Source organism: Pseudobythopirellula maris, from assembly GCF_007859945.1.
Taxonomy (GTDB): Bacteria; Planctomycetota; Planctomycetia; order Pirellulales; family Lacipirellulaceae; genus Pseudobythopirellula; species Pseudobythopirellula maris.
This window is the reverse complement of record NZ_SJPQ01000001.1, coordinates 33128-56439: the sequence shown is the minus strand read 5'-3', so window position 1 is coordinate 56439 and position 23312 is coordinate 33128. Positions and strand designations below refer to the sequence as shown.

The 23312-nt window shown below is 64.9% G+C and carries 17 protein-coding genes; 8 read left to right on the top strand and 9 right to left on the bottom strand.

What is annotated here, in order from left to right; all coding sequences use genetic code 11:
* Positions 1-61 precede the first annotated feature (61 nt).
* Complete coding sequence (rpiB, locus tag Mal64_RS00220; RefSeq protein ID WP_146395506.1) at positions 62-493, bottom strand: ribose 5-phosphate isomerase B; 432 nt, start codon at positions 491-493, stop codon at positions 62-64.
* A 192-nt stretch (positions 494-685) separates the two neighbouring features.
* Positions 686-1738, bottom strand: coding sequence for an ROK family protein (locus Mal64_RS00215; protein WP_146395504.1), 1053 nt, complete (start codon positions 1736-1738; stop codon positions 686-688).
* Between the two features lie 391 nt (positions 1739-2129).
* Here Mal64_RS00215 and gyrA point away from each other — a divergent pair, with 391 nt between their 5' ends.
* Positions 2130-4928: a DNA gyrase subunit A gene (gene gyrA, locus Mal64_RS00210; RefSeq protein WP_391570393.1), complete on the top strand. Its 2799-nt coding sequence runs from the start codon at positions 2130-2132 to the stop codon at positions 4926-4928.
* A 515-nt stretch (positions 4929-5443) separates the two neighbouring features.
* Here the strand turns inward: gyrA and Mal64_RS20340 are convergent.
* The 4 genes from Mal64_RS20340 to Mal64_RS00195 all read right to left on the bottom strand — a co-directional run bounded on the left by Mal64_RS20340 (position 5444) and on the right by Mal64_RS00195 (position 10381).
* A complete protein-coding gene (locus Mal64_RS20340) occupies positions 5444-5884 on the bottom strand; it encodes a hypothetical protein (RefSeq protein WP_391570407.1) in 441 nt (146 codons plus the stop codon).
* Positions 5885-7297: 1413 nt separating this feature from the next.
* Complete coding sequence (locus Mal64_RS20330) at positions 7298-7741, bottom strand: DUF4097 family beta strand repeat-containing protein (protein WP_391570406.1); 444 nt, start codon at positions 7739-7741, stop codon at positions 7298-7300.
* A gap of 864 nt (positions 7742-8605) precedes the next feature.
* A complete protein-coding gene (locus Mal64_RS00200; protein WP_315852739.1) occupies positions 8606-9175 on the bottom strand; it encodes an REP-associated tyrosine transposase in 570 nt (189 codons plus the stop codon).
* Positions 9176-9487: 312 nt separating this feature from the next.
* Entirely contained in the window at positions 9488-10381 is an 894-nt protein-coding gene (locus Mal64_RS00195; RefSeq protein WP_146395502.1) for a hypothetical protein, read from the bottom strand.
* A 259-nt stretch (positions 10382-10640) separates the two neighbouring features.
* Between Mal64_RS00195 and Mal64_RS19525 the strand changes: the two genes are divergently transcribed.
* Entirely contained in the window at positions 10641-10799 is a 159-nt protein-coding gene (locus Mal64_RS19525) for a hypothetical protein (protein ID WP_197525281.1), read from the top strand.
* Positions 10800-11195: 396 nt separating this feature from the next.
* On the opposite strand, the gene Mal64_RS00190 is transcribed toward Mal64_RS19525, so the two are convergent.
* Positions 11196-12278, bottom strand: a complete 1083-nt coding sequence (locus Mal64_RS00190) for a DUF1559 family PulG-like putative transporter (protein WP_231993541.1) — start codon at positions 12276-12278, stop codon at positions 11196-11198.
* Between the two features lie 383 nt (positions 12279-12661).
* On the opposite strand from Mal64_RS00190, the gene Mal64_RS00185 reads away from it, so the two are divergent.
* The 4 genes from Mal64_RS00185 (at position 12662) to Mal64_RS00170 (ending at position 17781) form a co-directional block, all read left to right on the top strand.
* Positions 12662-14044 carry a DUF2254 domain-containing protein gene (locus Mal64_RS00185; protein WP_146395498.1) on the top strand — a complete coding sequence of 461 codons (1383 nt, stop codon included), beginning with the start codon at positions 12662-12664 and terminating at the stop codon, positions 14042-14044.
* 372 nt (positions 14045-14416) lie between these two features.
* On the top strand, positions 14417-15214 hold the full coding sequence (locus tag Mal64_RS00180) for a sulfotransferase domain-containing protein (protein ID WP_146395496.1): 798 nt from the start codon (positions 14417-14419) through the stop codon (positions 15212-15214).
* Complete coding sequence (locus Mal64_RS00175; RefSeq protein WP_146395494.1) at positions 15211-15474, top strand: DUF202 domain-containing protein; 264 nt, start codon at positions 15211-15213, stop codon at positions 15472-15474. Before Mal64_RS00180 ends, Mal64_RS00175 begins: the two co-directional genes overlap by 4 nt.
* Positions 15475-15531: 57 nt before the next feature.
* Positions 15532-17781, top strand: coding sequence for an FdhF/YdeP family oxidoreductase (locus Mal64_RS00170; RefSeq protein ID WP_146395492.1), 2250 nt, complete (start codon positions 15532-15534; stop codon positions 17779-17781).
* A 12-nt stretch (positions 17782-17793) separates the two neighbouring features.
* On the opposite strand, the gene Mal64_RS00165 is transcribed toward Mal64_RS00170, so the two are convergent.
* Together Mal64_RS00165 and Mal64_RS00160 are read right to left on the bottom strand one after the other, a co-directional pair.
* Positions 17794-18684: a response regulator gene (locus Mal64_RS00165; protein WP_146395490.1), complete on the bottom strand. Its 891-nt coding sequence runs from the start codon at positions 18682-18684 to the stop codon at positions 17794-17796.
* Positions 18685-18749: 65 nt separating this feature from the next.
* Positions 18750-20366, bottom strand: a complete 1617-nt coding sequence (locus Mal64_RS00160) for a hybrid sensor histidine kinase/response regulator (RefSeq protein WP_146395488.1) — start codon at positions 20364-20366, stop codon at positions 18750-18752.
* A 411-nt stretch (positions 20367-20777) separates the two neighbouring features.
* On the opposite strand from Mal64_RS00160, the gene Mal64_RS00155 reads away from it, so the two are divergent.
* Positions 20778-22268 (top strand): GGDEF domain-containing protein, encoded by a 1491-nt coding sequence (locus Mal64_RS00155; RefSeq protein ID WP_146395486.1) that lies wholly within the window; start codon positions 20778-20780, stop codon positions 22266-22268.
* Positions 22269-22396: 128 nt separating this feature from the next.
* Entirely contained in the window at positions 22397-22840 is a 444-nt protein-coding gene (locus tag Mal64_RS00150; RefSeq protein ID WP_146395484.1) for a hypothetical protein, read from the top strand.
* The last annotated feature ends 472 nt before the right edge of the window (positions 22841-23312 follow it).

Sequence of the window (23312 nt, the reverse complement as noted above, 5' to 3'; positions counted from 1 at the left end):
TTCGATCGACCGTGGCTCGATAGCCAATGCCTCTCTACGACTCCCGCCGCTAACTCATACCTCAAAGGGCGTCGATCTTGTCGATCCGCCGCTGGTGCCGGCCCCCTTCGAACTCCGTGGTGAGCCAGAGGTCGACGATCTTCAGGCATAGCTCGGGATCGACTTGCCGCTCGCCCATCGACAGGCAGTTGGCGTTGTTGTGCTGGCGGCCGAGGCGGGCCGTGTCTTCGCTCCAGCAAAGAGCGCAGCGGACGCCCGGCACGCGGTTCGCCACGATCGCCTCGCCGTTGCCCGAGCCGCCCAGCACGATCCCCCGCTCGCAGTCGCCCTTGGCGACCGCTTCGGCGGTTGGGCGGATGAAGTCGGGGTAGTCGCACGACTCGTCCGAGTCGCAGCCGAAGTCGACCACCTCGTGGCCGAGCTTCTCCAGATGCGGCTTGATGAGCTCTTTGTACTTGTAGCCCGCGTGGTCCGAGCCGATGGCGATCTTCATGCTTGTTCTCTGTTGGGGGTTGGCCACGAAAAGGCACGAAAAAAGCACGAGAAGAATAACTGACCAAGGATTTCACGGATGGGAAAATTTGAAAGGCGTATGCCTCTCAAATATCTATCAGTGAAATCCGTGCAATCCGTGGTTACTTCCATCGCGTCTTTTCGTGCCCTTTCGTGGCGATTCTTTGCGTGGCTATTCTTCCATCGCCCAGGCGAGGGCGCCGACGACCGGGGCCTCGTCGCCGCAGACGCTGAACTCGAGGTGGTCGAGGTTGCGGAAGCCGTCGAGGGCGTGCTTGTGGTACTCCTCTTCGGCCAAGCGTTGGTAACGCTCGCGCACGGCGGGAGCCAAGTCGCACACGCCGCCGCCGACCACCAGCCGGTCGTAGTCGCCCAGGTAGTTGACGCTCAGCATCGCGATGCCGAGCGCGCGGGCCTGGTCGTCGAACAGCTCGCAGGCGAGCGCGTCGCCGCCGGCCGCCAGCTCGCGCAGCTTCTTGGCCTTGTCGCGGGCGGTTCCCTCTTCGCTGTTGAGCGGGTGGCTCTTCCACTCGTCCAGAGTCAAGCGGTACTCCAGCTGATGGGCGAGGCCCGACAGCGAGATGGCCGACTCGGCCGTGCAGTAGGCGTTCCCCTTCAGCAGCTGGCGGTCGTGCTCGTGGCGGAAGGCGAAAGGGGGCAACAAGATGTGGCCGACATGCCCCGCGCGGCCCTGGCTGCCTTGCTGCGCCTTGCCCCCCATCACGGCCCCGCCCCCCAGCCCGGTGCCGACGATCGCCATGAACAGCGAGTCGAGCTTCTCCTCCTCGAGCTTCGAGGTGGGGACACGGTCCCACGAGACCTGGCGGGAGCGGATGACATATTCGCCGAGCGCCGCAGCCTGGCCGTCGCCGATGTAGCGGACCGTCACGCCCACGTGCTCCTTCTGCAGCGCGTGCTCCAGCTCGGCGCGGATCGGGAACCGATCCCACAGCTCGGCCTTGAGGTTGGGCGTTTTGAGCAGCATGCCGTCGATCGTCGCCGGCCCCGGCGTGGCGAGGCCGACCCGCTCGACGTCGCTCATCTTGCCGCCGACGCGCTCCATCGCCTGGGCGGCCGCCGCGACGATGGCCGCCACCGAGCTCTGCGGGCCCAAGTCGGGCGTGGTGGGAAACTGCTCGGAGACATGGACCACGCGCCGAGAGTCGTCGCCGACCGAGAGGGTGCTGGTCGTGCCGCCAACGTCGACTCCGATGTAGTAGGCCAACTTTGCATCCTTGTGCGTAGGGGAAAAGCGATTGCTCCGGGCCGGCGATTATCATGCAACGCCGCGCGGTTCGCCAGCCTCGAATAGAGAAGGATTGGCCACAAAAAGGCGAGAAAACTCGCCAAAAGCGAGCGACCACGGATTTCACGGCTGACCACGGATCGCGTGGGTAGCGACGCAAGGCATTCGGCTCTACCTCCTGACGTCGTATCCGTGCTCACCCATGCAATCGGTGACCATTCTCGGGGTGGAACAGAGCCGCCACGGAGCGTTGTGAGCGGGCCCACAAACGGGTAAAATCACCGGACTCTACCCCCTCCCGCGCAGCCCGGCGGGCGTGGCCCCCTCGCCCCGCCCCCACGCCGACGCACCAAGCCGAAGGACCGACCCCTTGTCGACCGATTCCAGCGGACCGGATGAACCTAACGACGAGCCGACCGACGGCTCCCTTTCGAATATCCGCAACACCGGCGAGCCCGGCTTTGACCCCGCCACGCAGGCCATCGCCCGGCGGCTGACGGACATGCCGATCGAGGACGAGCTCAAGGAGAGCTACCTCACCTACGCGATGAGCGTGATCGTCAGCCGCGCGCTGCCGGACGTGCGCGACGGCCTCAAGCCGTCGCAGCGGCGCATCCTCGTGGCGATGAACGACCTGGGGCTCGCCCCCGGCGGCAGCACCAGCAAGTGCGCCGGTATCGTCGGCGAGACGATGAAACGCTACCACCCGCACGGCGACGGGGCGATCTACCCCACGCTGGTGCGCATGGCGCAGGAGTGGGCCACGCGCAGCCTGCTGATCTCGCCGCAGGGGAACTTCGGCAGCATCGCCGGTCTGCCGCCGGCCGCCATGCGTTACACCGAGGCCCGACTGTCGAACGTCGCCGCGCTGATGCTCGACGACATCAAGCTCGACACGGTCGACTTCACGCCGACCTACGACGAGAAGCAGACCGAGCCGACGGTCCTGCCGTCGAAGTTCCCGAACCTTGTTGTCAACGGCTCGGGCGGCATCGCGGTCGGCATGGCAACCAGCATCCCGCCCCACAACCTCGGCGAGGTCTGCCGCGCGGTCATCGAGCTGATCGACAACCCGGGCGCCTCGGTCATCGAGCTGATGGAGCACATCCCGGGGCCCGACTTCCCCACGGGCGGCATCATCTGCGGCCGCAGCTCGATCCTCAAAGGCTATCAGACCGGCCGCAGCACGATCACGCTCCGCGCCCGCACCACGATCGAGCAGAACGGCAAGAAGAACCGCATCGTCATCCACGAGGTGCCGTACCAGCAGTCGCGCGACCCCGTGATCAAGAAGATCGCCGGCTTGGCGAACGAGGGCAAGATCGCCGGCATCAGCGACGTGCGCGACGAGTCCGACCTGCACGAGCCGGTCCGCATCGTTGTGGAGCTCAAACGCGACGCCGACCCCGATGTCGTGCTCAACCAGCTCTACAAGTTCTCGCCGATCCAAGACACGTTCAGCGTGATCTTGCTCGCGCTGGTCGACGGCAAGCCGCGGGTGCTCACCCTCAAGGAGCTGCTGCAAGAGTTCCTGCGGCACCGGGTGACCGTCATCCGCCGCCGCACGCAGTTCCTGCTGGCCCGCGCCCGCCGCCGCAAGCACACCGTGCAGGGCCTGCTGCTGGCGCACGCCAACATCGACGAGGTGATCCGCGTCATCCGGGCGAGCAAGACGCAGCCCGAGGCCAAGCAGGCGCTGATGCAGATCAAGACCCCCGGCGCGCTGCTCCAGCGCGCCTTGGGCGATCAGGGCTACGCCCAGTTCCAGGACGAACGCGGCGTGGCCGAGGAGTACTCGCTCACCCCGGTGCAGGCCGACGCGATCCTCAAGATGACGCTCGGCCAGTTGGTGAACCTCGAGCAAGAGAAGCTCGCCGACGAGCACGCCAAGCTGCTCGAAGAGATCGCCGGGTACCTCGAGATCCTCGGCGACGAGGCCCGCATCTACGCCATCATCCGCGACGACATGGAGCAGCTGGCCGCCTCGCGTCTGGCCGACAAACGCCGCACCGAGATCTCCGGCGAGGAGCTCGGCGACGTCGACCTGGAGGACCTCATCGAGGAAGAGACGATGGTCGTCTCGATCTCGCACAACGGCTACATCAAACGCACGGCCGCCAGCACCTACCGCGCCCAGAACCGCGGCGGCAAGGGCATCAAGGGCGCCAAGACCGACGACGACGACCCGATCGAGCACCTGTTCGTCACGAGCACGCACGATTACCTGATGTTCTTCACCAACCGCGGCAAGGTCTACTGGCAGAAGGTCTACAACCTGCCCGAGCTCGCCCGCGACGCGAAAGGCCGCGCGGTCGTCAACCTGCTGAACCTCGCCACGGGCGAAGACGGCTCGGCCGAGGAGAAGATCGCCGATTGCCGCGCGGTCCGCGACTTCAGCCGGCCCGACCATTACCTGATGATGGCCACCCGCGGCGGCCTGGTGAAGAAGACCGACCTGTCGGCCTACAGCCGCCCGATGAAGACCGGCATCATCGCCATCAAGCTCAAAGAGGGCGATGAGCTGGTCGATGTCGTCATCGCCCAGAAGGGCGACGAGGTGCTGCTGGTCACCGAGCAAGGCATGGCGATCCGCTTCGACGAGTCCGACGCGCGACCCATGGGCCGCAACTCGAGCGGCGTCAAAGGCATCAAGCTCTCCAAAGACGACGCCCTGGTCGGCATGGTCGTCGCCGACCCCGACGCCACGCTGCTCACCGCCACCGAGCACGGCTACGGCAAACGAACCCCCTTCGGCCCCAACGCCACGGACTCCCCTCCCACTGGTGGGGAGGGGCCGGGAGAGGGGGCAGAACCCACGGACGACACCGCCGAAGAAGAAGGCGCCACTGACGACACCGCCAGCGGCGCCCGCTACCGCACCCAGAACCGCGGCGGCAAGGGCCTCCGCGACATCAAGACCACCGACCGCAACGGCCGGGTGGTCGGCGTGGCGGCGGTCACCGACGACGACGAGCTGCTGATGATGACCGCCGGCGGCAAGCTGCAGCGCATCCGCGCGGCCGACGTCAGCACGATCGGCCGCAACACGCAGGGCGTGCGCATCATGTCGCTCGACGGCAGCGACCAGCTGACCGCGATCGTCCGCGTGCCGCAAGAAGAGAAGGAAGGCGAGGCGCCAGAAACGCCCGAAGCCGAGGGCGAGGCCTGACCAGCAGCTAGGCAAGGCAGGACTCCAGGGTAGCCCAGGTTCTTGAACCTGGGTGGCGCAGCCACAAGAAGCCGCCGCTCAGCGTTGCATCACTAGAGCGGTTTTCGGATTGGTGTGGACGAGCGGGGAAGCGATTGGCGGCGTGGCGAGGAAGCCGAAGCAGGCAATGCGGCGCATTGTCGATGCAGGCTGACGAAGCCATGACGCCGATCGCGAGCCGAGCGTCTACTCCAATGAGCAAACCGCTCTAGTCCCCCCGAAGAAGCAGGTAGGTCAGGCTTTGTCTGACGCGGAGTCCGCGTAGGAACCATTCGTGTTCTGAGTGTCGTGCCGCCGCGCGGAAAACGACCGAGACGCAATCCCTGCGGGCCATCCCGCTCTTCTGGGCTGCTGCCAGCGCCGTGGAGGGGCTCACACACTGTTCCTGGGCATCTAACGGATTATAGATTATACTTGGCCCTATCCGCTGCTTGATCTTTGAGCATGTCACGCTCCTCTCCTCTTTGCCCGGGCGCCTAATGTCTTCCTATCAGGCTGTTATCGCGGGACTCCTCGCGATGGTTCTTTCCATCGTGTCTGGGGATGCTCACGCCCAGGTTTTTGGCCCCGGCCCTTCGGACCCGAGCCTCTTCACCAACGGCGTCTTTAACGTCCCACCCGATAACGCACCGAGATCGGTCAGCGACTTGCAACAGCTCAACCTGGCGGATGGAGGAACCGTCGGCGATGATTTCAACGCCAATTCCGGCAGCGAGGTGAACATCTCCGGAGGAACCGTCGGCCAAGATTTCCTCAGCTGGTCTGGTAGCGAGGTGAACATCTCCGGAGGAACCGTCGGCCGGTACTTTGACGCCTATTCCCGCAGCGAGGTGAACATCTCCGGAGGGACCGTCGGCCATTGGTTTAACGCCTATTCCAGCAGCGAGGTGAACATCTCCGGAGGAACCGTCGGCGATTACTTTGAAGCCTGGTACGGCAGCGAGGTGAACATCTCCGGAGGAACCGTCGGCCGTGAATTTGATGCCCGCTCCAGCAGCGAGGTGGAGCTGATCGGAGGGGATTTTCAGCTCAACGGATCGGCCTTCACCGACGGTTCAATCACTCTCGCCGACGGCGATCTGTTCTCGGGAACGTTACAAGATGGCTCGACCTTCATCTTCGCGAGGGATCACTCAGACTCTCTTGCCAACGTGACGCTCACTCGGGTCACGTTGCCAGCGATTGATTCGACTCCGATGGTCGTGAACACGCCTCTGCCGAATCGCCCCTCGGGCTTGCGTGCCGGGCAGACCCTCACGCTGCAAGAGGGCGGCGAGCTAGCAGCCAACTTCGAGGCAATAGGCGCAACACTCAACGTCGAGGGTGGGAGCCTCGGGGACAGCGCCGGCGCCTACAACACGGTGGTGAACATCTCCGGAGGAACCGTCGGCACTAGCTTTGGGGCCTTATCCGGCAGCGAGGTGAACATCTCCGGAGGGACCGTCGGCGATGACTTAGGAGCCTGGTCCGGCAGCGAGGTGAACATCTCCGGAGGGACCGTCGGCGATGACTTTAACGCCTATTCCGGCAAGGTGAACATCTCCGGAGGAACCGTCGGCGATGACTTTGACGCCTATTCCGGCAGCGAGGTGAACATCTCCGGAGGAACCGTCGACCATTTCTTTGCAGCCCGGCCCGGCAGCGAGGTGAACATCTCCGGAGGAACCGTCGGCGATGACTTTGACGCCTTTTCCGGCAGCGAGGTGAACATCTCCGGAGGAACCGCCGGCGATTACTTTGCCGCCTGGTCCGGCAGCGAGGTGAACATCTCCGGAGGAACCTTCGGCCGTAGCTTTTTCGCCCGGTCCGGCAGCGAGGTGGAGCTGATCGGAGGGGAATTTCAGCTCAACGGATCGGCCTTCACCGACGGTTCAATCACGCTCGACTTCGGCGATCTGTTCTCGGGAACGTTACAAGATGGCTCGACCTTCATCTTCGCGAGGGATCACTCAGACCATCTTACCAACGTGACGCTCACTCGGGTCGCGTTGCCAGCGATTGATTCGACTCCGATGGTCGTGAACACGCCTTTGCCGAATCGCCCCTCGGGCTTGCGTGCCGGGCAGACCCTCACGCTGCAAGAGGGCGGCGAGCTAGCAGCCAACTTCGAGGCAATAGGCGGAACACTCAACGTCGAGGGTGGGAGCCTCGGGGACGACGCCGGCGCCTACAACACGGTGGTGAACATCTCCGGAGGGACCGTCGGCGATTTCTTTGAAGCCTTATCCGGCAGCGAGGTGAACATCTCCGGAGGAACCGTCGGCGATTACTTAGGAGCCTGGTCCGGCAGCGAGGTGAACATCTCCGGAGGGACCGTCGGCGATTCCTTATTAGCCTATTTCGGCAGCGAGGTGAACATCTCCGGAGGGACCGTCGGCGATGACTTTAACGCCCATTCCGACAAGGTGAACATCTCCGGAGGAACCGTCGGCGATCGCTTTAACGCCTATTCCGGCAAGGTGAACATCTTCGGAGGGACCGTCGGCAGTGATTTCTACGCCGATTCCGGCAGCGAGGTGAACATCTCCGGAGGGACCGTCGGCGATCGCTTTGAAGCCTGGTACGGCAGCGAGGTGAACATCTCCGGAGGAACCGTCGGCGATGACTTTGCCGCCGATTCCGGCAGCGAGGTGAACATCTCCGGAGGAACCGTCGGCAGTGATTTCTACGCCAGGTACGGCAGCGAGGTGAACATCTCCGGAGGAACCGTCGGCCGTCAGTTTACCGCCTGGTCCGGCAGCGAGGTGAACATCTCCGGAGGGACCGTCGGCGATGACTTTGCCGCCTTGTCCGGCAGCGAGGTGAACATCTCCGGAGGAACCGTCGGCGATTACTTTAAAGCCTCCACTAGTAGTGAGATCAACCTTTTCGGGACCGAGTTTTTCGTCGATGGTGTCGTGGCGACCGACCTGGTTCCTGGCGAAGCCTTCCTGTTCACCGACCGTGACGTCGTCCTGTCGGGCGTCTTAGCCGATGGATCGGCATTCGAGTTCGAATTGATTTCGATCCAAAGGTCCAACCGCGACTATTTCGACCCCGCTGCGACACTGACCCTCACCTTAGTGGAACGGGCGGTTCCTGAACCCACCGCTCTCCAGCTCACGGCGATCATCGGCGGATGCCTGGCCAGGAGTCGCCGACGCCGCACCACGGCGCCGAGCGCCCGACGAGCGAGTGGCGGCCCATTCTGATGTCGGGTGAACCAACCAGCAGCTTGACTGATCGGTGAAGCAGGTAGGTCAGGCTATAACATGTTCAGGTTTTAGCTGGTCAGGCCCATGCGGAGGTCAATGTGTCAAACAGTAGTAATGGTTGCGAACTGAAAGCAATAAGCTCGGCATTGACTGTATTGTTGTATATACTGCCTATTGCTGTTGCTGCTTACGGCATCATTGGTTTTTGGTATGTGGATAGCGTGATGCAAGATTGCACTGCTGCGACAGATGCCAAGTTGTCTCAACTTAAGGAAGGCGAACGGCTTGAGCCATTCGTCGTAACAGCCAAGGTTGGTTTCAGCAGTTTCTGTGGACCTTGTGGGGGTACAGTCGTTTCTTCGAAGCGTGCGTCCGCCGACGTAGAGTAGAAGGTAGGATGGGTGCTCGCACCCATCTCCCCGCTCACACCACACGGCCGCGTCGCTACTCGTACGCCGCCCACTCATCGCCGTACCACTCGGCGGCCGAGCCCCAATCGGCCGGGTACTCGCCGAGCCGCACGCAGCGGTGGAATGACGACCACGGCCAGTCGCGTGTGAGGCTCACAAGGCCATGCTTGAGCGGATTGGCGTGCAGGTAGTCGACACACCTCTTCATGTCGGCTTCGTCGCGGCAGGCGTGCTCGAACATTCGCCTGTGCCACACGCCTCGTTCGCCTTTGACCTGCCGGCTCACACTCCTGTCGCCCTCGTCTCCCCCGCTGCGGAGCCAGGCCTTTGTGAAGAGCGATTTGATCTGCCGCCATCTTGTCGAGTAGTCGTCGTCTCCGCGGGGGAGCGTCCAGACCGTGTGCAGGTGATCGGGCAGCAGCACGATCGCGTCGATCGTGAAGGGCCGATGGGACCGCACGGAGCGAATCGCTTGTCGCAAGGCCGATCGCGCCAGCGGCGAAGCCAAGAAGGGGCGCCGCTCGTGCGTGATCACCGTGAAGAAGTAAGTGCCTCCTTCGATACGGGCGCGGCGGTAATTGGTCACGGCTTCGGCTTGGTCCACGGGAAGATGGGCCCCAGCACCCGTCCTACTTGGGATGGACTATTTCGACACCAGACGCCGAGTCCGTATCCGTAGGATGCGACAAAGCGAAGCGGCGGCACATCTTTCCGTTTGATTCGGCCCCGTTCGATCCGATGGGCCTGCGGCGCCAACCTGCCGTTTATGGCGTCGTTCCGACGTTCCTTTGTGGTTCCCCCTTCTATCGGATGATCTCTGAGGTGAGCCGCGGCCGGTGACACTGCGATATAGGCGCCGCCACGGGCTTGACCCGCTGTGGCGTGCGGAAAGGCGGAATCAAGCCCACTGGGCGATTCACCACGCCCGTCGCCGCCGGACGCGCCCCGCGGCAAACGCGGCGGCCAGGGCCGCCAGGCCGGCCGTGGCCGGCTCGGGCACGAAGCGGCCGCGGTCGCCAATGCTGCCCGTTAGGCCGAGCGCCTCGAACGGCTGGCCGGCGTACGTGCCGGTGAGGCCGATCGTCAATTCGGCGTCGTGCAGCAGCTGCCCGCTAACGGGGTCGACGCGGTAGCTGTCGGTCCCCGCGATCAGCTCCAACATCACGCCGTCGGCCGCCAGGTCGATGTCGCCCCCGCCGCCGGGAAAAGCGATCTTGAGCACCGTCACGTGCCCACGGAACGGCGGCTTGCGTCCCCGCAGCATGCCGTAACCGGGGTCTTTCGGATCGAACACAAAAGTCGTCGGCTCCGAGACGAGCTCGAAATCGGCCTGGGCGCTGGCGACCGGCGTGTCGCCCAACGCGGCCGCGAAGTCGGCGGTGGGGTCGATGTCGGTGAACCCGAGATCAAACCGCAAGTCGATCGTGCGGTAGAGGTCGAACTCGAACCCGTCGGCTCCGTCGGGCCCGGGACCGGCGAGCATGTCGGGCGCGACAATCATGTCGGGGGCGACGATCATGTCCGGCGCGACGGACGAGTAGAGCCGCTTCGAATCGGCGCCCGGCGCCAAGTTGAGCGAGACCTCGGTCAGCACCGGGGCGCCGCCGGGGCCCAGCGGCAGCGTCGCCACGCCACCGGCCGACAACGAAGAGATTCTCGATTGAAAGAGGATCGGCGTGCTCTTGTCGATCTGGGCCAACGCGCCGGCGGGCGTTAGCAGGCAGGCAACGGCCAGGGCAGCCGCCGCAAGCCGCACGAGAGACCGTGAAAAAATGGCGCTGGCGCGTAGCGAATCTGTGGTGCAGAACATTAGCGGTCTCCCAGATGAGGTTAGATGAGCGATGGCAAGCCGGAACAAACCAACAGCAGACGCCGCCACCGGCGCCGGCATGGGCTCTGCCCCGCCGCCATCCAAGCCTAAGCAGTCGATGGCGCAACCTCAACCTGTTTGTCCCCGGCGGGCTACTTTGAGGCATGGTGCGGCGATGCGCCGTGGCTGTTGCGTCTGGGGCGCAGCGAGGATGCTTATCGCTCGGAAGACGCGATGAAGCGCCAAGGAAGCCTGGGGAATGGCGCCCTCGCTCAGCAACGACACGGCGCCCGCCATCGTGTTCCTGAGCGTGGTCTATTCGGCGTACGGAGCGGCCTTCCTGCTAGGCTCGCCGCGACACCAAGCGACGACGGATGCCCCGCCAAGCGAGCCCACCGGAGAGAACGGGGATATGTAGCCGTTGGCTGTTGGCTAACGGCTACAGCCAGCGCGGCCAAAAACGCGACAAAGAAATCCTTTCTCCGATTGCAAACGATTCAGGGCCGCCTGAAAATCGCCACAAGGCGTTGCCGCCTGGACGCTTACGACAAAATCGCAAGTGGCCAAGAATCGCTGCTGCGCGCGCGGCCAAAAGCGATTGTCGAAATTAGGTGAAAGAGCCGCTACAAAGATAATTGGGCGCCGCAGGGGGTGCGCGCCGCTGCGATCTTTCGGATCTAGGCCGCCCGCCGCGCCAACGCGGTGCGTTTTGTGGGGCGTTCGCTCCGCCGGGGGGCGGAGAAAACGTTCTGACGGGCCTTCTACGGCGGGCCACCGGAATATTCTTGGCCACTCGCGCATTCGCAAGCGACGGCTACAACTCGCCGTCGTTCCGCACGCCGAGGCGGAGCCAAACCGTCGAGTCGACATCGAACCCGATGCTCGTGACCGAGCCGTCGCAACGAGCGACCATAAAGCCCGCCACGTGGGGGCCGCCGAAGCGGTCGCGGTAGTGGGCGCCCTTCTTGTCTTGCTGCGGGTGCGAGTAGATGTAGTCGATGTCACGCTGGGGCGCAGCCCCCGCCGCCCGCAGGTTGTCGTAGTCGAAGCCGACGTAGAGCGGGCTGTTGTCGCCGGGGTTGTCGTGCGGCGACTTGTTCGTTGCGTTGTCGTATTCGGCGTCGACCGTCACCTGCTGGTAATAGAGCACGTGAAGCCACTTCTCCCCCACCAACAGCGTTTTGCTCGTGCCATCGGTGATCTGCGACAGCCGGGCGCCGATGTGATCGCCGACCACGCCGTTCCAGTACCGGTCGAGCCACACCTTGTCGAACTCCCATTCGCAATTAGGGTACTGACCACGACAGTCGGAGTTGACGAGCGGGTAAACCGGCCGCGGTCCGCTGCCGGTGCAGGGCGAGGCACCGCCGTTGGCCGCGTAGTCGGTTTTGGCGGACCACTCGACGGGGTTGTAGTTGAAGCAGGCCAAGTCGAGTGAGGGGTAGATCCGAGCCTCGCGACGGCTGGGGCAGGTGAGCGAGGGAACCACGACCTGGGAGAGCGCGGCGAGAGCCGCGCGGCGTTCTTCGTTGATCAGCCCCGGGCCGACGGCGAACGCGGCTTGGCCCTCCATAAACGGCGCCGACTGAAAGATCCAACCGCCCGGCTGGCGGGGGCCGACGCCGGCGTCGGGGTCGCCGATCCACGACCCGCCCCAGCCCCCCGAGGGCAAGGCGCCCAGCGCTGTTTCGTGCTGCAAGATCGCCAGGGAGACCTGGTGCAGGTTGTTCTTGCACTGCGTCACGCGGGCCGCCTCGCGGGCCGCCTGCACGGCCGGCAGCAGGAGCGCCACCAGCAAGCCGATGATCGCGATCACCACGAGCAACTCGACGAGCGTGAAGCCGCCCGGCCGCCCGGCCTGATTGCACGATAACGCTGGGGCGGCTCTTTGCGCCACAAGCCGGTTCGGCCTTCGTCGCGCAGCAGTAAGCCAATACGGTGAAGGCATATCGAGAAAAGACAAGGCGCAGGGAAAAGAGCCGGCATCAGAGAGCGGACTCTAGCATTATAGTGGCGAGCCGAGCGACCTGGCGGAAATCAAGACTGGTTTTCAGCTACTCCCCTTAGCCATGCCTTAGCTTCTTGCCGCCGAAGAACGACTGCCGCACCTTTGAAGTGGACCCCATCAGGGGCTCAACCATGAGCCCAAGCGGCTCAGCTAGGCAACCGGGTGAACTCGCATTGGCGGCTCTCGCTAGGCGTTGTGAGAGGAGGCGCTACGGTCTAGGTTGAACGCCTCGATTTCTTACGCCCCACATTCCTCTCGACAGCGACCTTTCGATGCGCACCTGGATCGCCAACCTGTGGCTGGCAGCCACGTCGGGCTTCTGGTTCTTGCCCACCATGATGTTGCTTGCCGGGGCGGCGTTGGCGGTCCTGGGGCCGATGGCCGACCGGGAGTGGGGCGACTGGGTACCGGCGTCGCTCGAGACCACGCCCACCACCGCCCGGGCGACGCTCGCCGCCTTGTGCGGGGCGATGATCACCATCACCGGCGTCGTCTGCTCGACGACGGTCGTGGCGATCTCGATCACCTCCGCCCAACTCGGCCCGCGGCTGCTGAGGAACTTCCTCGGGCAGTCGGTCACCCAGGCGACCATCGGCGTTTGCCTGGGGACGAGCGTCTACTGCCTGCTGCTGCTCAGGTGGGTCGACAAGTACGAAGGCACAGCGTTCGTGCCGCAGATGTCGGTGCTGCTCGCCAGCCTGCTGAGCCTCGCCACGCTGCTGATGATCGTCTACTTCATCCACCGCGTGGCCCACTCGATGCAGTCGCACAACGTGGCGTCGGACGTGGCGCACGACCTCGACGCGGCGGTCGATCGGCTGTTCCCTGAGTCGATCGGCGACGAGGCCAGCGACGACTGCGACGAAGACCAAAAGGACCCCAAGCGTCAGCGGGCCGAGGACCGTGACAAGGACGAGGAGCGGCACGAGCAAGAGGCGTGGCGGCGGGAGTGGGAGACCTTCGACGAGGCGGAGATCGACACCGTGACGTTCGACAAAGACGGCTACCTGCAGGCGATCGACATGGATGGCTTGATGACCGTGGCCAAGCGCCGCGATGTCTGCCTGCGGCTGCGGGCCCGGCCGGGCGATTTTGTCCGCAGCGAGGAGGTGCTGCTCGAGTCGATGCCGGCCGATCGGCTCAAAGAAGACGACCTCCAGCGGCTGCACGGCTCGTTCCTGCTAGGCAACCAACGGACCACCCAGCAAGACGTGGAGTGCGCGGTCAACGAACTGGTCGAGGTGGCGGTGCGAGCGCTCTCGCCGGGCGTGAACGACCCGTTCACGGCGATCACCTGCGTCGACAGGCTCGGCGGGGTGCTGCGACGGCTGGCGCGGCGCAAGCTCCCGTCGGGCGTGCGGGCCGACGACGACGGCGAGCCGCGGGTGGTGGCCCGGCCGCGCCGGTTCGACACGATCCTCTCGGCGGCGTTCGACCAGATCCGCCAAAACAGCGTGTCCGTGGTGTCGGTTAGCCTGAGGCTGCTGGAGGCCTTGGAGGCGATCGATCGGTCGGTTGTGCGGCAAGGCGACCGCGTCGCGATCGCTCGGCAAGCCGACTTGGTGCTCGAAGGGGCTCGCTCGGCGGGGCTCACCGAGGCAGATCTGAAAGACCTGGAGGAGCGCCGCAGCCGCTTCGGGCAACAGCAAGGCTAGAGCGGTATTCGAATTGGTGTAGACGAGCGGGGAAGCGATTGGCGGCGTGGCGAGGAAGCCGAAGCAGGCAATGCGGTGCATTGTCGATGCAGGCTGACGAAGCCATGACGCCGATCGCGAGCCGAGCGTCTACACCAATGAGCAAACCGCTCTAGTGCTATCGCACGGCTCTGTAGCGTGCGCGACGGCGTGATTCTGCGTCGATCGGCCGAATGGCGCGCCCTGCGGCTGGAGGTAGCGTGATCGAGAGCGTGGCAAGAATGCGTCGGTAGGGCCAAGACGGGTGGATTGAGCTAGCGTTGATTGCCGATCTTGCCTATTAGCTGCGTCACACCGCTCACGTCTAAGCTATCACCCCCGCCCGTCGCGCGAATGGCCTCGCTGACTCGCTACGCCGCTTACCTGCACTACGCCACCGGCCGGGCCCGGCGGCTGTTTATCCATATCCCCAAGAACGCCGGGGTGGCGATCCGCAAATCGCCCCTGCTGCGTGGGCGCCTCGTGGCGTGTGAGCCAGGGTTCTACCGCTGCCGCGGTTACTACCAACGGCTCCGCCGCACCATGGACGCCGCCGGAGAGCACCACGGCCTGCACCACGCCCGCCTGCGCGACGTGGCGCCGTCGGTCCGCCGCCGCTTGCGGCCGGTGGCCGTGGTCCGCAACCCCTGGGCACGGGTCGTCTCGCGGTACCGCTTTGCGCGGATGGCGATGCGCAATCAGAAGACACGCCAGAACTACGCAGCCGGTTCGTTCGAGGCGTTCCTCGAAGAGCGGCACGAGTTTGGCAACCGCGATCTTTACTGGCACCGCGCGATCCGCGGCTGGTACCCCCAGGTCGACTACCTCGTCGATGATTCGGGCGATATGGCCGCCGACGTGCTGCGACAAGAGACGCTCGGCGGCGAGGCTCGGCGGTATTTCGGGCTCGACGAAGACCTTCAGCCAAGGAACATCACCACCGGCAAGCTGAAGCCGTACCAAGACTTCTACACGCCGCGCACGCTTCAGATCGTCGCCGACTGGTACGAGGCGGACCTCGAGACGTTCGGTTTCGATTTCGACACCGGCGCCAAGAAGAATTGCTTCTTTGCGGCCGACGAGACGGGCGACCAAGATGACGGCGACCAGGCCCCGTCGACCGAGACTCTCCCCTTGAGAAAAGCCGCGTGAGCAATGCCCCCAGCGAGAATGCGACGCTCCGTGACCACCTGGCGGTGGAACGGACCCGGCTCGCGAACGAGCGGACTTTGCTCGCCTACCTGCGGACGGCGATCATGCTGGCCGCTTCGGGCGCGACGCTCATCAAGTTCGCAGGCCCTACCGACGAAGCGGGCTGGCTGCTCGGCGTCGTGCTCCTGCTGGGCAGCCTTGCTGTAGCGATGATCGGCGGCAAGCGTTTCGTGCGTGTCCGCTCCGAGCTGTCGATCTAGGCGCCACGCCCTTAGAATGGGGGGCGTCTCCTCTGAGCCCCCCCTACCGGAACCCCTATGCGCAAAGTCACGACCGGCGGCGGCTGGCCCGCGATCCGCTACTCGCTCAAGAAGGCCCGCCAGGCGGGTGGGATGTGGCGGTTCTTCCAGGCGATGCGCAGCCGCAACGCCTGCAAGACCTGCGCGCTCGGCATGGGGGGCCAGCGGGGCGGCATGGTCAACGAGGCGGGCCGCTGGCCCGAGGTCTGCAAGAAGTCGATGCAGGCGATGGTCGCCGACATGCAGGGCGCCATCACCCCGGAGTTCTGGCGCAGCTACTCCGTCGAGCAGTTGCGGGGGCTCTCGCCACGCGATCTGGAGAACTGCGGACGGTTGGTCAACCCCGTCGTGTACGAAGCGGGTCAGGGGGAGGCAGGGCGGGATGAAACAGGGCAGGGGGGCGGCGGGCATTACCGGCCGATCTCGTGGGACGAAGCGTACGAGCGGATCGCGGCGAAGCTGCGAGCCACGGCGCCCGACGAGTCGTTCTGGTACTTCAGCGGTCGCAGCGGCAACGAGGCGGGCTTCTTGCTGCAACTGTTCGCCCGCGTCTACGGCACGAACAACGTGAACAATTGCAGCTACTACTGCCACCAAGCGAGCGGCGTGGGGCTCACGAGCGTCACCGGCAGCGGCACCGCGACGATCACGCTCGAAGACCTCGACAGTAGCGACCTCATCTTTCTCATCGGCGGCAACCCGGCGAGCAACCACCCGCGGCTGATGACGACGCTCAAAGACCTCCGCCGCCGCGGGGGCGACGTGATCGTGGTGAACACGATCCGTGAGACGGGGCTCGTGAACTTCAGCGTGCCGAGCGATCCGCGGAGCTTGCTGTTTGGCTCCAAGATCGCCAGCCAGTACGTGCGGCCCCACATCGGCGGCGACCTGGCGCTGCTCACCGGTGTGGCCAAGCGGCTTCTCGAGCGGGGCGAGCACGCCGAGGCGTTCCTCGGCGAGAACTGCAAGGGCTGGCCGGAGCTGCGCGACCGCCTCAGCGCCACCACGTGGGAGGAAATCCTTTCGCGCAGCGGCGCGGAACGCTCGGCGATCGACGAGATGGCCGACCGCTACGCGCGGGCCAAACGGGTGGTGTTCGCCTGGACCATGGGCATTACGCACCACGCGCACGGCGTAGAGAACGTGCAGGCGATCGCCAACCTGGCGCTGATGCGCGGCATGGTGGGCAAGCCGGGCGCCGGCTTGATGCCGATCCGTGGCCACTCGAACGTGCAGGGAATCGGATCGGTGGGCGTGACGCCGCGGCTCAAAGAGGCCGTGTTCGAGCGTCTCGAGAGCCACTTTGGCCTTGAGCTCCCGACGACCGAGGGACGTGACACGATGGCGTGCATCGAGGGCGCCGCGGCGGGGGAGCTGAAGATGGGCTTCTGCCTGGGGGGCAACCTCTATGGGTCGAACCCCGACTCGGCCTACGCGGCCAAAGCGCTGCAGAACCTCGACACGGCGGTCTACCTGAGCACCACGCTCAACACAGGCCACGCCCACGGCACGGCGCGGGAAACCATCATCTTGCCGGTGCTGGCCCGCGACGAGGAGCCGCAGGCGACCACCCAGGAGTCGATGTTCAACTTCGTGCGACTGAGCGACGGCGGCCCGCGGCGTCTCGAGGGGCCGCGGAGTGAGGTGGAGGTCATCGCACAGATCGCCGAGGCGGCTCTTCGCGATCGCCCCAAGGGCGATGCGGCGCCGATCGACTGGGCCTCGATGCGCGACACGGGCCGCATCCGCGAGGCGATCGCCGCGATCGTGCCGGGCTACGAGCGGATCGCCGAGATCGGTCGCACGAAGCAGGAGTTCCAGATCGCCGGCCGCACGTTCCACGAGCCGCGATTCGCCACCGCAACCGGCAAGGCGCAACTGCACACGCACGCGTTGCCCGAATTGGCGGGGCGGGGCGACGGAGAGATCCGGCTGATGACGATCCGCAGCGAGGGGCAGTTCAACACGGTCGTTTACGAGGAGCACGACCTGTACCGCAACGTGCCGAGCCGCGACGTGGTGCTGCTCCACCCACAGGACATCGAGCGGCTGGGGCTCAAGGGTGGGGACCGGGTGACGGTTCGCGGGCCGGCGGGAGCACTGGGGGCGGTGCGGGTCCACCCGTTCGAGGAGATCCGCCCCGGCAACGGGGCGATGTATTATCCCGAGGCGAACGCCCTGGTGGGCCGCGGGGTCGACCCGTCGAGCAAGACCCCGGCCTTCAAGTGCGTGGTGGTGACCGTCACGCCCGAGCTGGCGATCGTCTGAACCACAGCATGATCACTCGGTCGTGACGAACTGGCCGCCAAGGTCGTAGAACGGGCTGAGCGGCCGGCAGCGAGTGACCTTCGCCACGACCCGGATCTGCTTGGAGAGCACCGCGGTGGCCTCCCAGCTGAGCGCCAGGAACTCGGCGTTGGTCACCCGGGTGTGCAGCAACCGGACGCCGCCTTCGGAAACGTCGCGCACGGCGACCTTGAAGGCCTCGTCGCACGGCACAAAGTTGCGCGAGACCGGCACGGCGACCGCGGTCGTGTAGCAGGCGACCCGCTCCAGGTGCCGGGTATGGCCCGTGTCGCTCGGAACGAGCAGCTTGCCGTCGCTTTCTTCGTCGGCCTCGCGGAGCCGATCGATGAACGACTTCACCGCGGCCGGGGGATCGGATAGATCGTCGGCGTTGCTGAACGCCGGCTCAAGACGGTCCTGGAAGAAGTCGCTCAGTTCGAGCAACGACAGCTCGACCTTGCGCAAAGCGGCCAGGAATTCGTCCTCGCCGTCGGCGCCCGGCCTGTAGCCGGCGTTTTCGCGGTCGAACATCGCCGCGAGCTTCATCGCCAAGACGTCGTAGCGCACCGGCTTGTGGAAAACGTCGTCCACGCCCCGGCTCATCATGTCGTGGACCAAACGGGCTTCGGCCAACGCGGTGAGCACCAAGATCTTTGGACGCCGGGGGCGATCGAGCAGCTCCATGCACAAGGCGTGGCCATGGAGGCGGGGCATCCGCAGGTCGGTCACCACCGCGTCGTAGGGGCGTGCGTCGAACATCTCGAGCGCTTGCTGCCCGTCTTCCGCCTGATCGCACACAAAGCCGCACCTGCTGAGCGCGCGCGACGTCAGCTCACGAACCTGCGGTTCGTCGTCGACAACAAGAGTTCTGCGAGTTAACCCCATAGGCAAACATACGTCGCCCAAGGCTAAATCAAGCTGTGTTTACCGAATTGCGCCTGTCCGTGCGATCAGTCGATCGCGACGGCCGCCCTCGCTGGCAGCTGCGCGGCCACCACCTCCAGCAAGGCGTCGCGGTCAAATGGCTTGGCGATCACCTCGGCGCCTAGATCGAGCAACTTGCGGCCATGCGCCGACATCGGGTCGTAGCCGGTGCAGAAGACAAAGGGGAGACCGTGCCGAATACGACGCGTTTCCTCGAGCAGCCGGGCCCCGCTGACGCCCGGCAGAACGACGTCGGAAACCACCAGATCGATCTCGTTGGCGTGGTCGGCCAAGGCCTCGAGCCCGGCTTCGCCGTCCCTGACGGCGATCACGTCGAGACCGGCCGCTTCGAGCATCCTGCGGCCAACCTCACGCACCAGGGGCTCGTCTTCGATCCACAAGACCGTGCCGCTCAACCCTGCCGCTGCGACGCAAGGGTCGTTCATCGCTTGCCCCTTATGAACGGGAAGTATCAAACAAAAAGAAGCGCCCACGCCCGGCTCGGAATGCACATGAATCGCCCCGCCGAAGCGATCCACGACCCCGCGCACTACCGCAAGCCCGAGCCCCGCCCCGTGCCCGACCTTCTTGGTGGTGAAGAAGGGGTCGAAGATCGAATCGCGTAGTTCCCGCGGCACGCCGACGCCCGAATCGGTCACCCAGATCCGACAGTACTCGCCCGCCGGAAGCTCGGCGGCGGTGTCGGTGCGGGTTTCGTAGACCCTGAACGGCTCGGCGCGAACCAGGAGCTCGCCGCCCTCGGGCATGGAGTCTCGTGCGTTGACGCACAGGTTCAGCAACGCTTGCCGCAAAGCGACCTGCTCGCCAACAACAGGCAGCTCTTGCGAGGGCCACCTGGTCCGCAGATCGATGTTCTCGCCGATGACCGGCCTCAGCAGGTCGAGCAATTCGTTGAGCACGTCGCCGACATCGAAGCTCCGCCCAAGAAACTCCGGCTCTCGGGTGTAAGCCAACAGCTTGCGGGTCAATGCGGCGGCCCGGTCGGTTGCGACGAGGGACTGCTCGAGATCCAGGTGCGGCTGCGTGCCGGGCTCGACCTCCTCCATGGCGAACGCCACATAACCCCGGACGGCCTGCAGCACGTTGTTGAATTCGTGGGCGATCCCACCGGCGAGCGAGTCGATCGCGTCCATCCGCTGACGCTGCAGAAACCGCCGCTCGCTGTCCTCCAGCCGACGCTCTAAAAGCGTCTGCTCCTGCAAGTCCGTTAGCCCCCCCGAAACGAAACGGACGGACCCCGCGCTGTCTGCGACAGGGAGCCCACGCAGCCGAAACCAGCGGTATTCACCACTCTCCAGACGCAGGCGGACTCGCAGGTCAAACGCCGTCGCGTCGCTTACGTGCTGATCGATCAGCAAAAAAGACGCCTCGGCATCGGCCGGGTGCAACCGCGAACTCCAGGCTGAAAACTTGGGCGGCATGAGCCCGGGCTCGCAGCCGAGCAGGCGTGAAAAGCCAGACGAGTACCAAACCTCGTCCGTCTCGACGTCCCAATCCCATAGCCCGTCACCCAGTCCCTCCGCTGCGCGACGTAAACGCGGTTCCACAGCCTCAAATCGACTGGAAGCTGCGCCGGGGGGCGATGGCGGCTGGCCGAGGTCGGATTGCTGTGGGCTCGACATATCGTCTCCCGGGACGCTGAAACCCTAGAACGCTGAAAACTTAGTGCAGCACCCCGCAGGCGCCCTCGGCAAATGCTCAGGACTCGGAAAACCACAGACCTGGGGCCTCAACAGGTGAGGCAAGCCCCCGATGACCGGCATTACCTCCCTATCTGCTTACCCTTTCACGGCTAGCCACATCCCCGGAAACAGCTTTGGTCACGAGAGAACAGCGTATTGCCCCTAATCCCGCTACCGACTGGCCCATATGGGGGGAGTTTGCTTTGACTCCCCTCCTCGACGACCTATGTTTCCGCGTGTCGCAGCTCCGAACTGATCGCCCACTGACTAGGCGTGGATCGTTGACGCAGCTCACACCGACTGAAGTATCCCCACGCTCATACACTCTCCGCTGGTTCGAAGCAGAACAAAATGGACATTGCTCCCCACGCCACAGGCGCCCTGCTGCTGATCAACCTGCTGTTTGCTTCGATCGCGCTGGCGATAGGCTTCGCGGCGGGGGGATGGTTCTTCTCGGGTCGCGATAACAACGCCGATAGAAAGCAGTCGGGCGATCTCGACAGCGAAGAGCAAGAAGCGAAGATCGGCATCGAGCGAACCATCCTCGCCTCGCAGCGGTTGTGCGACTTGGCCACGTCGATCGTCACCGACGTCGGCGAGCACAGCGACAGCATGTCGCGCATCAGCGCGGGACTCGACGCGATGCGCACCGGCCAAGACGACGCCTCGGTCGAGGCCGTGGTTGGCGTGGTGGAACAAATCGCCGAAGCGAATTCGCAGCTGCAGGAACGGCTCGAGAAGGCGGAGCAGCAGATCCAGGCCCAGGCCGCTGAGATCGCCATCCACGAATCGGAAGCCCGCACCGACTCGCTCACCAAGATCAACAACCGCCGCGCCTTCGACGACGAATTGGGCCGTCGGATGGCCGAGTGGCAGCGCAAGTCGACCCCCTTCTCGCTGCTGATCATGGACGTCGACCACTTCAAGCGATTCAACGACACCCACGGCCACCAGGCCGGCGACGAGGTGCTCCGCAAGGTGGCGGCGACCATCGAGGCCTGCGCCCGCGAGATGGACGTGGCCTGCCGCTATGGCGGCGAAGAGTTCGCCGTGGTCATGCCCGCCACGGCCGGACGCGACGCCTGCAAGCTGGCCGAACGCATCCGCACGTCGATCGAGAAGCTCTCGATCACGTTCGAGGGCAAAGCCCTCAGCGTAACAATGAGCCTGGGCGTCGCGCAAGCTTGCGACGCCGACGACACCTGCCGCATCATACGCCGCGCAGACGAAGCGCTGTACGCGTCCAAGTCAGCCGGCCGCAACGCCACCCACATCCACGACAAGTCGCAGTGCGCGCCCGTCACTCCGGGAATCAAGCAGCCCGAGAGCGGCAAAAAACCCGCCGCCGAAGAGGACATCCCCAAGGCGCCCACCACGGTGCTCGACAAACTGCCCAACCGCACCATGCTCGCCGAAGAGCTCCGCCGCTGCGTGCCCTCGGCGCTCAAGAAAGACCAACCGCTCTCGATGGTCGGCGTCGAATTGCGGGATTACAAGGAGCTGAGCAACGAATACGGGACCGCCATCGCCCGCCTCACACTCGACTCGGTCGCCCAGTTCCTCACCGGGGCATTCGAAAACGGGAGCTTCCTAGCAAAGCTCCAAGAGGGGCAATTCGCGGCGATGCTCACCGGCTCCAGCGAGGCCGAAGCCCGCCTCGCCGGCCAGCGCATCGCCGAGGCGCTCTCGAAATGCTCTATCCCGCTTGGCGACGGCGAGCTGAAACTCGAGACCAACATCTCGATCACCTGCTTAGAGGATCACGACACGCCGTTCACGCTTCTCGCCCGCACCGAGAAGTCCCTCACGCACTCGCACGGCGAGATGGCGATCACCACCTGAGATCTGTCCGTTAGGGCGTTGTGCGAAAACGCGGCGAGACCGGCAACCACAGCCAGGCAGGCGTCTCTGGAACGCGGCGAGTAGAATAGCGGCAGCCCCGCCGTCACTACCGCCCTCCGGACACCGCCATGCCCACGCCCCCCGAGCCGCAAGCCTCACCGCCAGGGGCCGCACGCTTTCGCTTCAGCACGCGTGGGCTGCTGATCACGATGACCGCCGTGGCTCTGGCCACCGTAGTCGTGTTCGTGGCCCCCCCTTGGATTGCCGTGACAGTTATCGCCACGGCAGAGCAGGGCGTTCGCGCCGTGTTGATTGCCGGCGTCTTTTGCGGCGACCGACGCACCAAGCTGTTCTGCGTCGCAGCATTGGCGCCTTTGCTGCTGGGCGGCGAAGCCTTCGGCGACCTGCGCACCATGCGTTGGCCCATCCCGCTGATGCCTCACTCGCATCAATCAAGGCTCGCCTTCGGGCTGCTCGCCCAACTCGTGATCGCTGCGTTTACTGGCTTCCTCGCTCTGCGCGTCGGGCGCTTGTGGGACGACGGACTCACGAGCAATCGCCCTATAAAGTAGGGTCGCTTCTCTCACTTCGGCAGGGCAAACCGGCCGTGTGTGACAGGCGCAGCGGAGGCGGCTTACAACGGTCGCGAACCGACGCTGACAAGCGATCTAGAAATTTCTCTCGGCGCCCCCTTGTGGTCTGCTCAAGTTCGCATAGAATCCAGCCGATCAAGACAGTTCGCAGCGTGTTGCTAAGCAACTTGCGAACTGGAATGACCCTCTCGGTAAGGAACTGACGACCGCGAGCACAACGTGCTTCAAGTCGCCGACACGCTAGGGATGGCGAGCCACAACACGTGGCGTTCTTCACCCCCGGCCTCTGCCGAACCGAGAGATCCGTGTGCGTTTCGAAGCGTCTTGCGAAGCGGTGATTGGCGGCCTAACGGCCTCCCAAACACCGCCAAAAAAGAAAGCCAAGAAAAGCCACGAACCCCCTTGGCAAGCTGCCTGACGGCCGCTAAGATCTAGGGCTACCCCAGAGACG

Coding starts and splice junctions, on each gene's coding strand:
- rpiB (WP_146395506.1), bottom strand. CDS start 493: ATGAAGATCGCCATCGGCTCGGACCACGCGGGCTACAAGTACAAAGAG.
- Mal64_RS00195 (WP_146395502.1), bottom strand. CDS start 10,381: ATGTTCTGCACCACAGATTCGCTACGCGCCAGCGCCATTTTTTCACGG.
- Mal64_RS19525 (WP_197525281.1), top strand. CDS start 10,641: ATGGCGCCCTCGCTCAGCAACGACACGGCGCCCGCCATCGTGTTCCTG.
- Mal64_RS00185 (WP_146395498.1), top strand. CDS start 12,662: ATGCGCACCTGGATCGCCAACCTGTGGCTGGCAGCCACGTCGGGCTTC.
- Mal64_RS00180 (WP_146395496.1), top strand. CDS start 14,417: ATGGCCTCGCTGACTCGCTACGCCGCTTACCTGCACTACGCCACCGGC.
- Mal64_RS00170 (WP_146395492.1), top strand. CDS start 15,532: ATGCGCAAAGTCACGACCGGCGGCGGCTGGCCCGCGATCCGCTACTCG.
- Mal64_RS00165 (WP_146395490.1), bottom strand. CDS start 18,684: ATGGGGTTAACTCGCAGAACTCTTGTTGTCGACGACGAACCGCAGGTT.
- Mal64_RS00160 (WP_146395488.1), bottom strand. CDS start 20,366: ATGTCGAGCCCACAGCAATCCGACCTCGGCCAGCCGCCATCGCCCCCC.
- Mal64_RS00155 (WP_146395486.1), top strand. CDS start 20,778: ATGGACATTGCTCCCCACGCCACAGGCGCCCTGCTGCTGATCAACCTG.
- Mal64_RS00150 (WP_146395484.1), top strand. CDS start 22,397: ATGCCCACGCCCCCCGAGCCGCAAGCCTCACCGCCAGGGGCCGCACGC.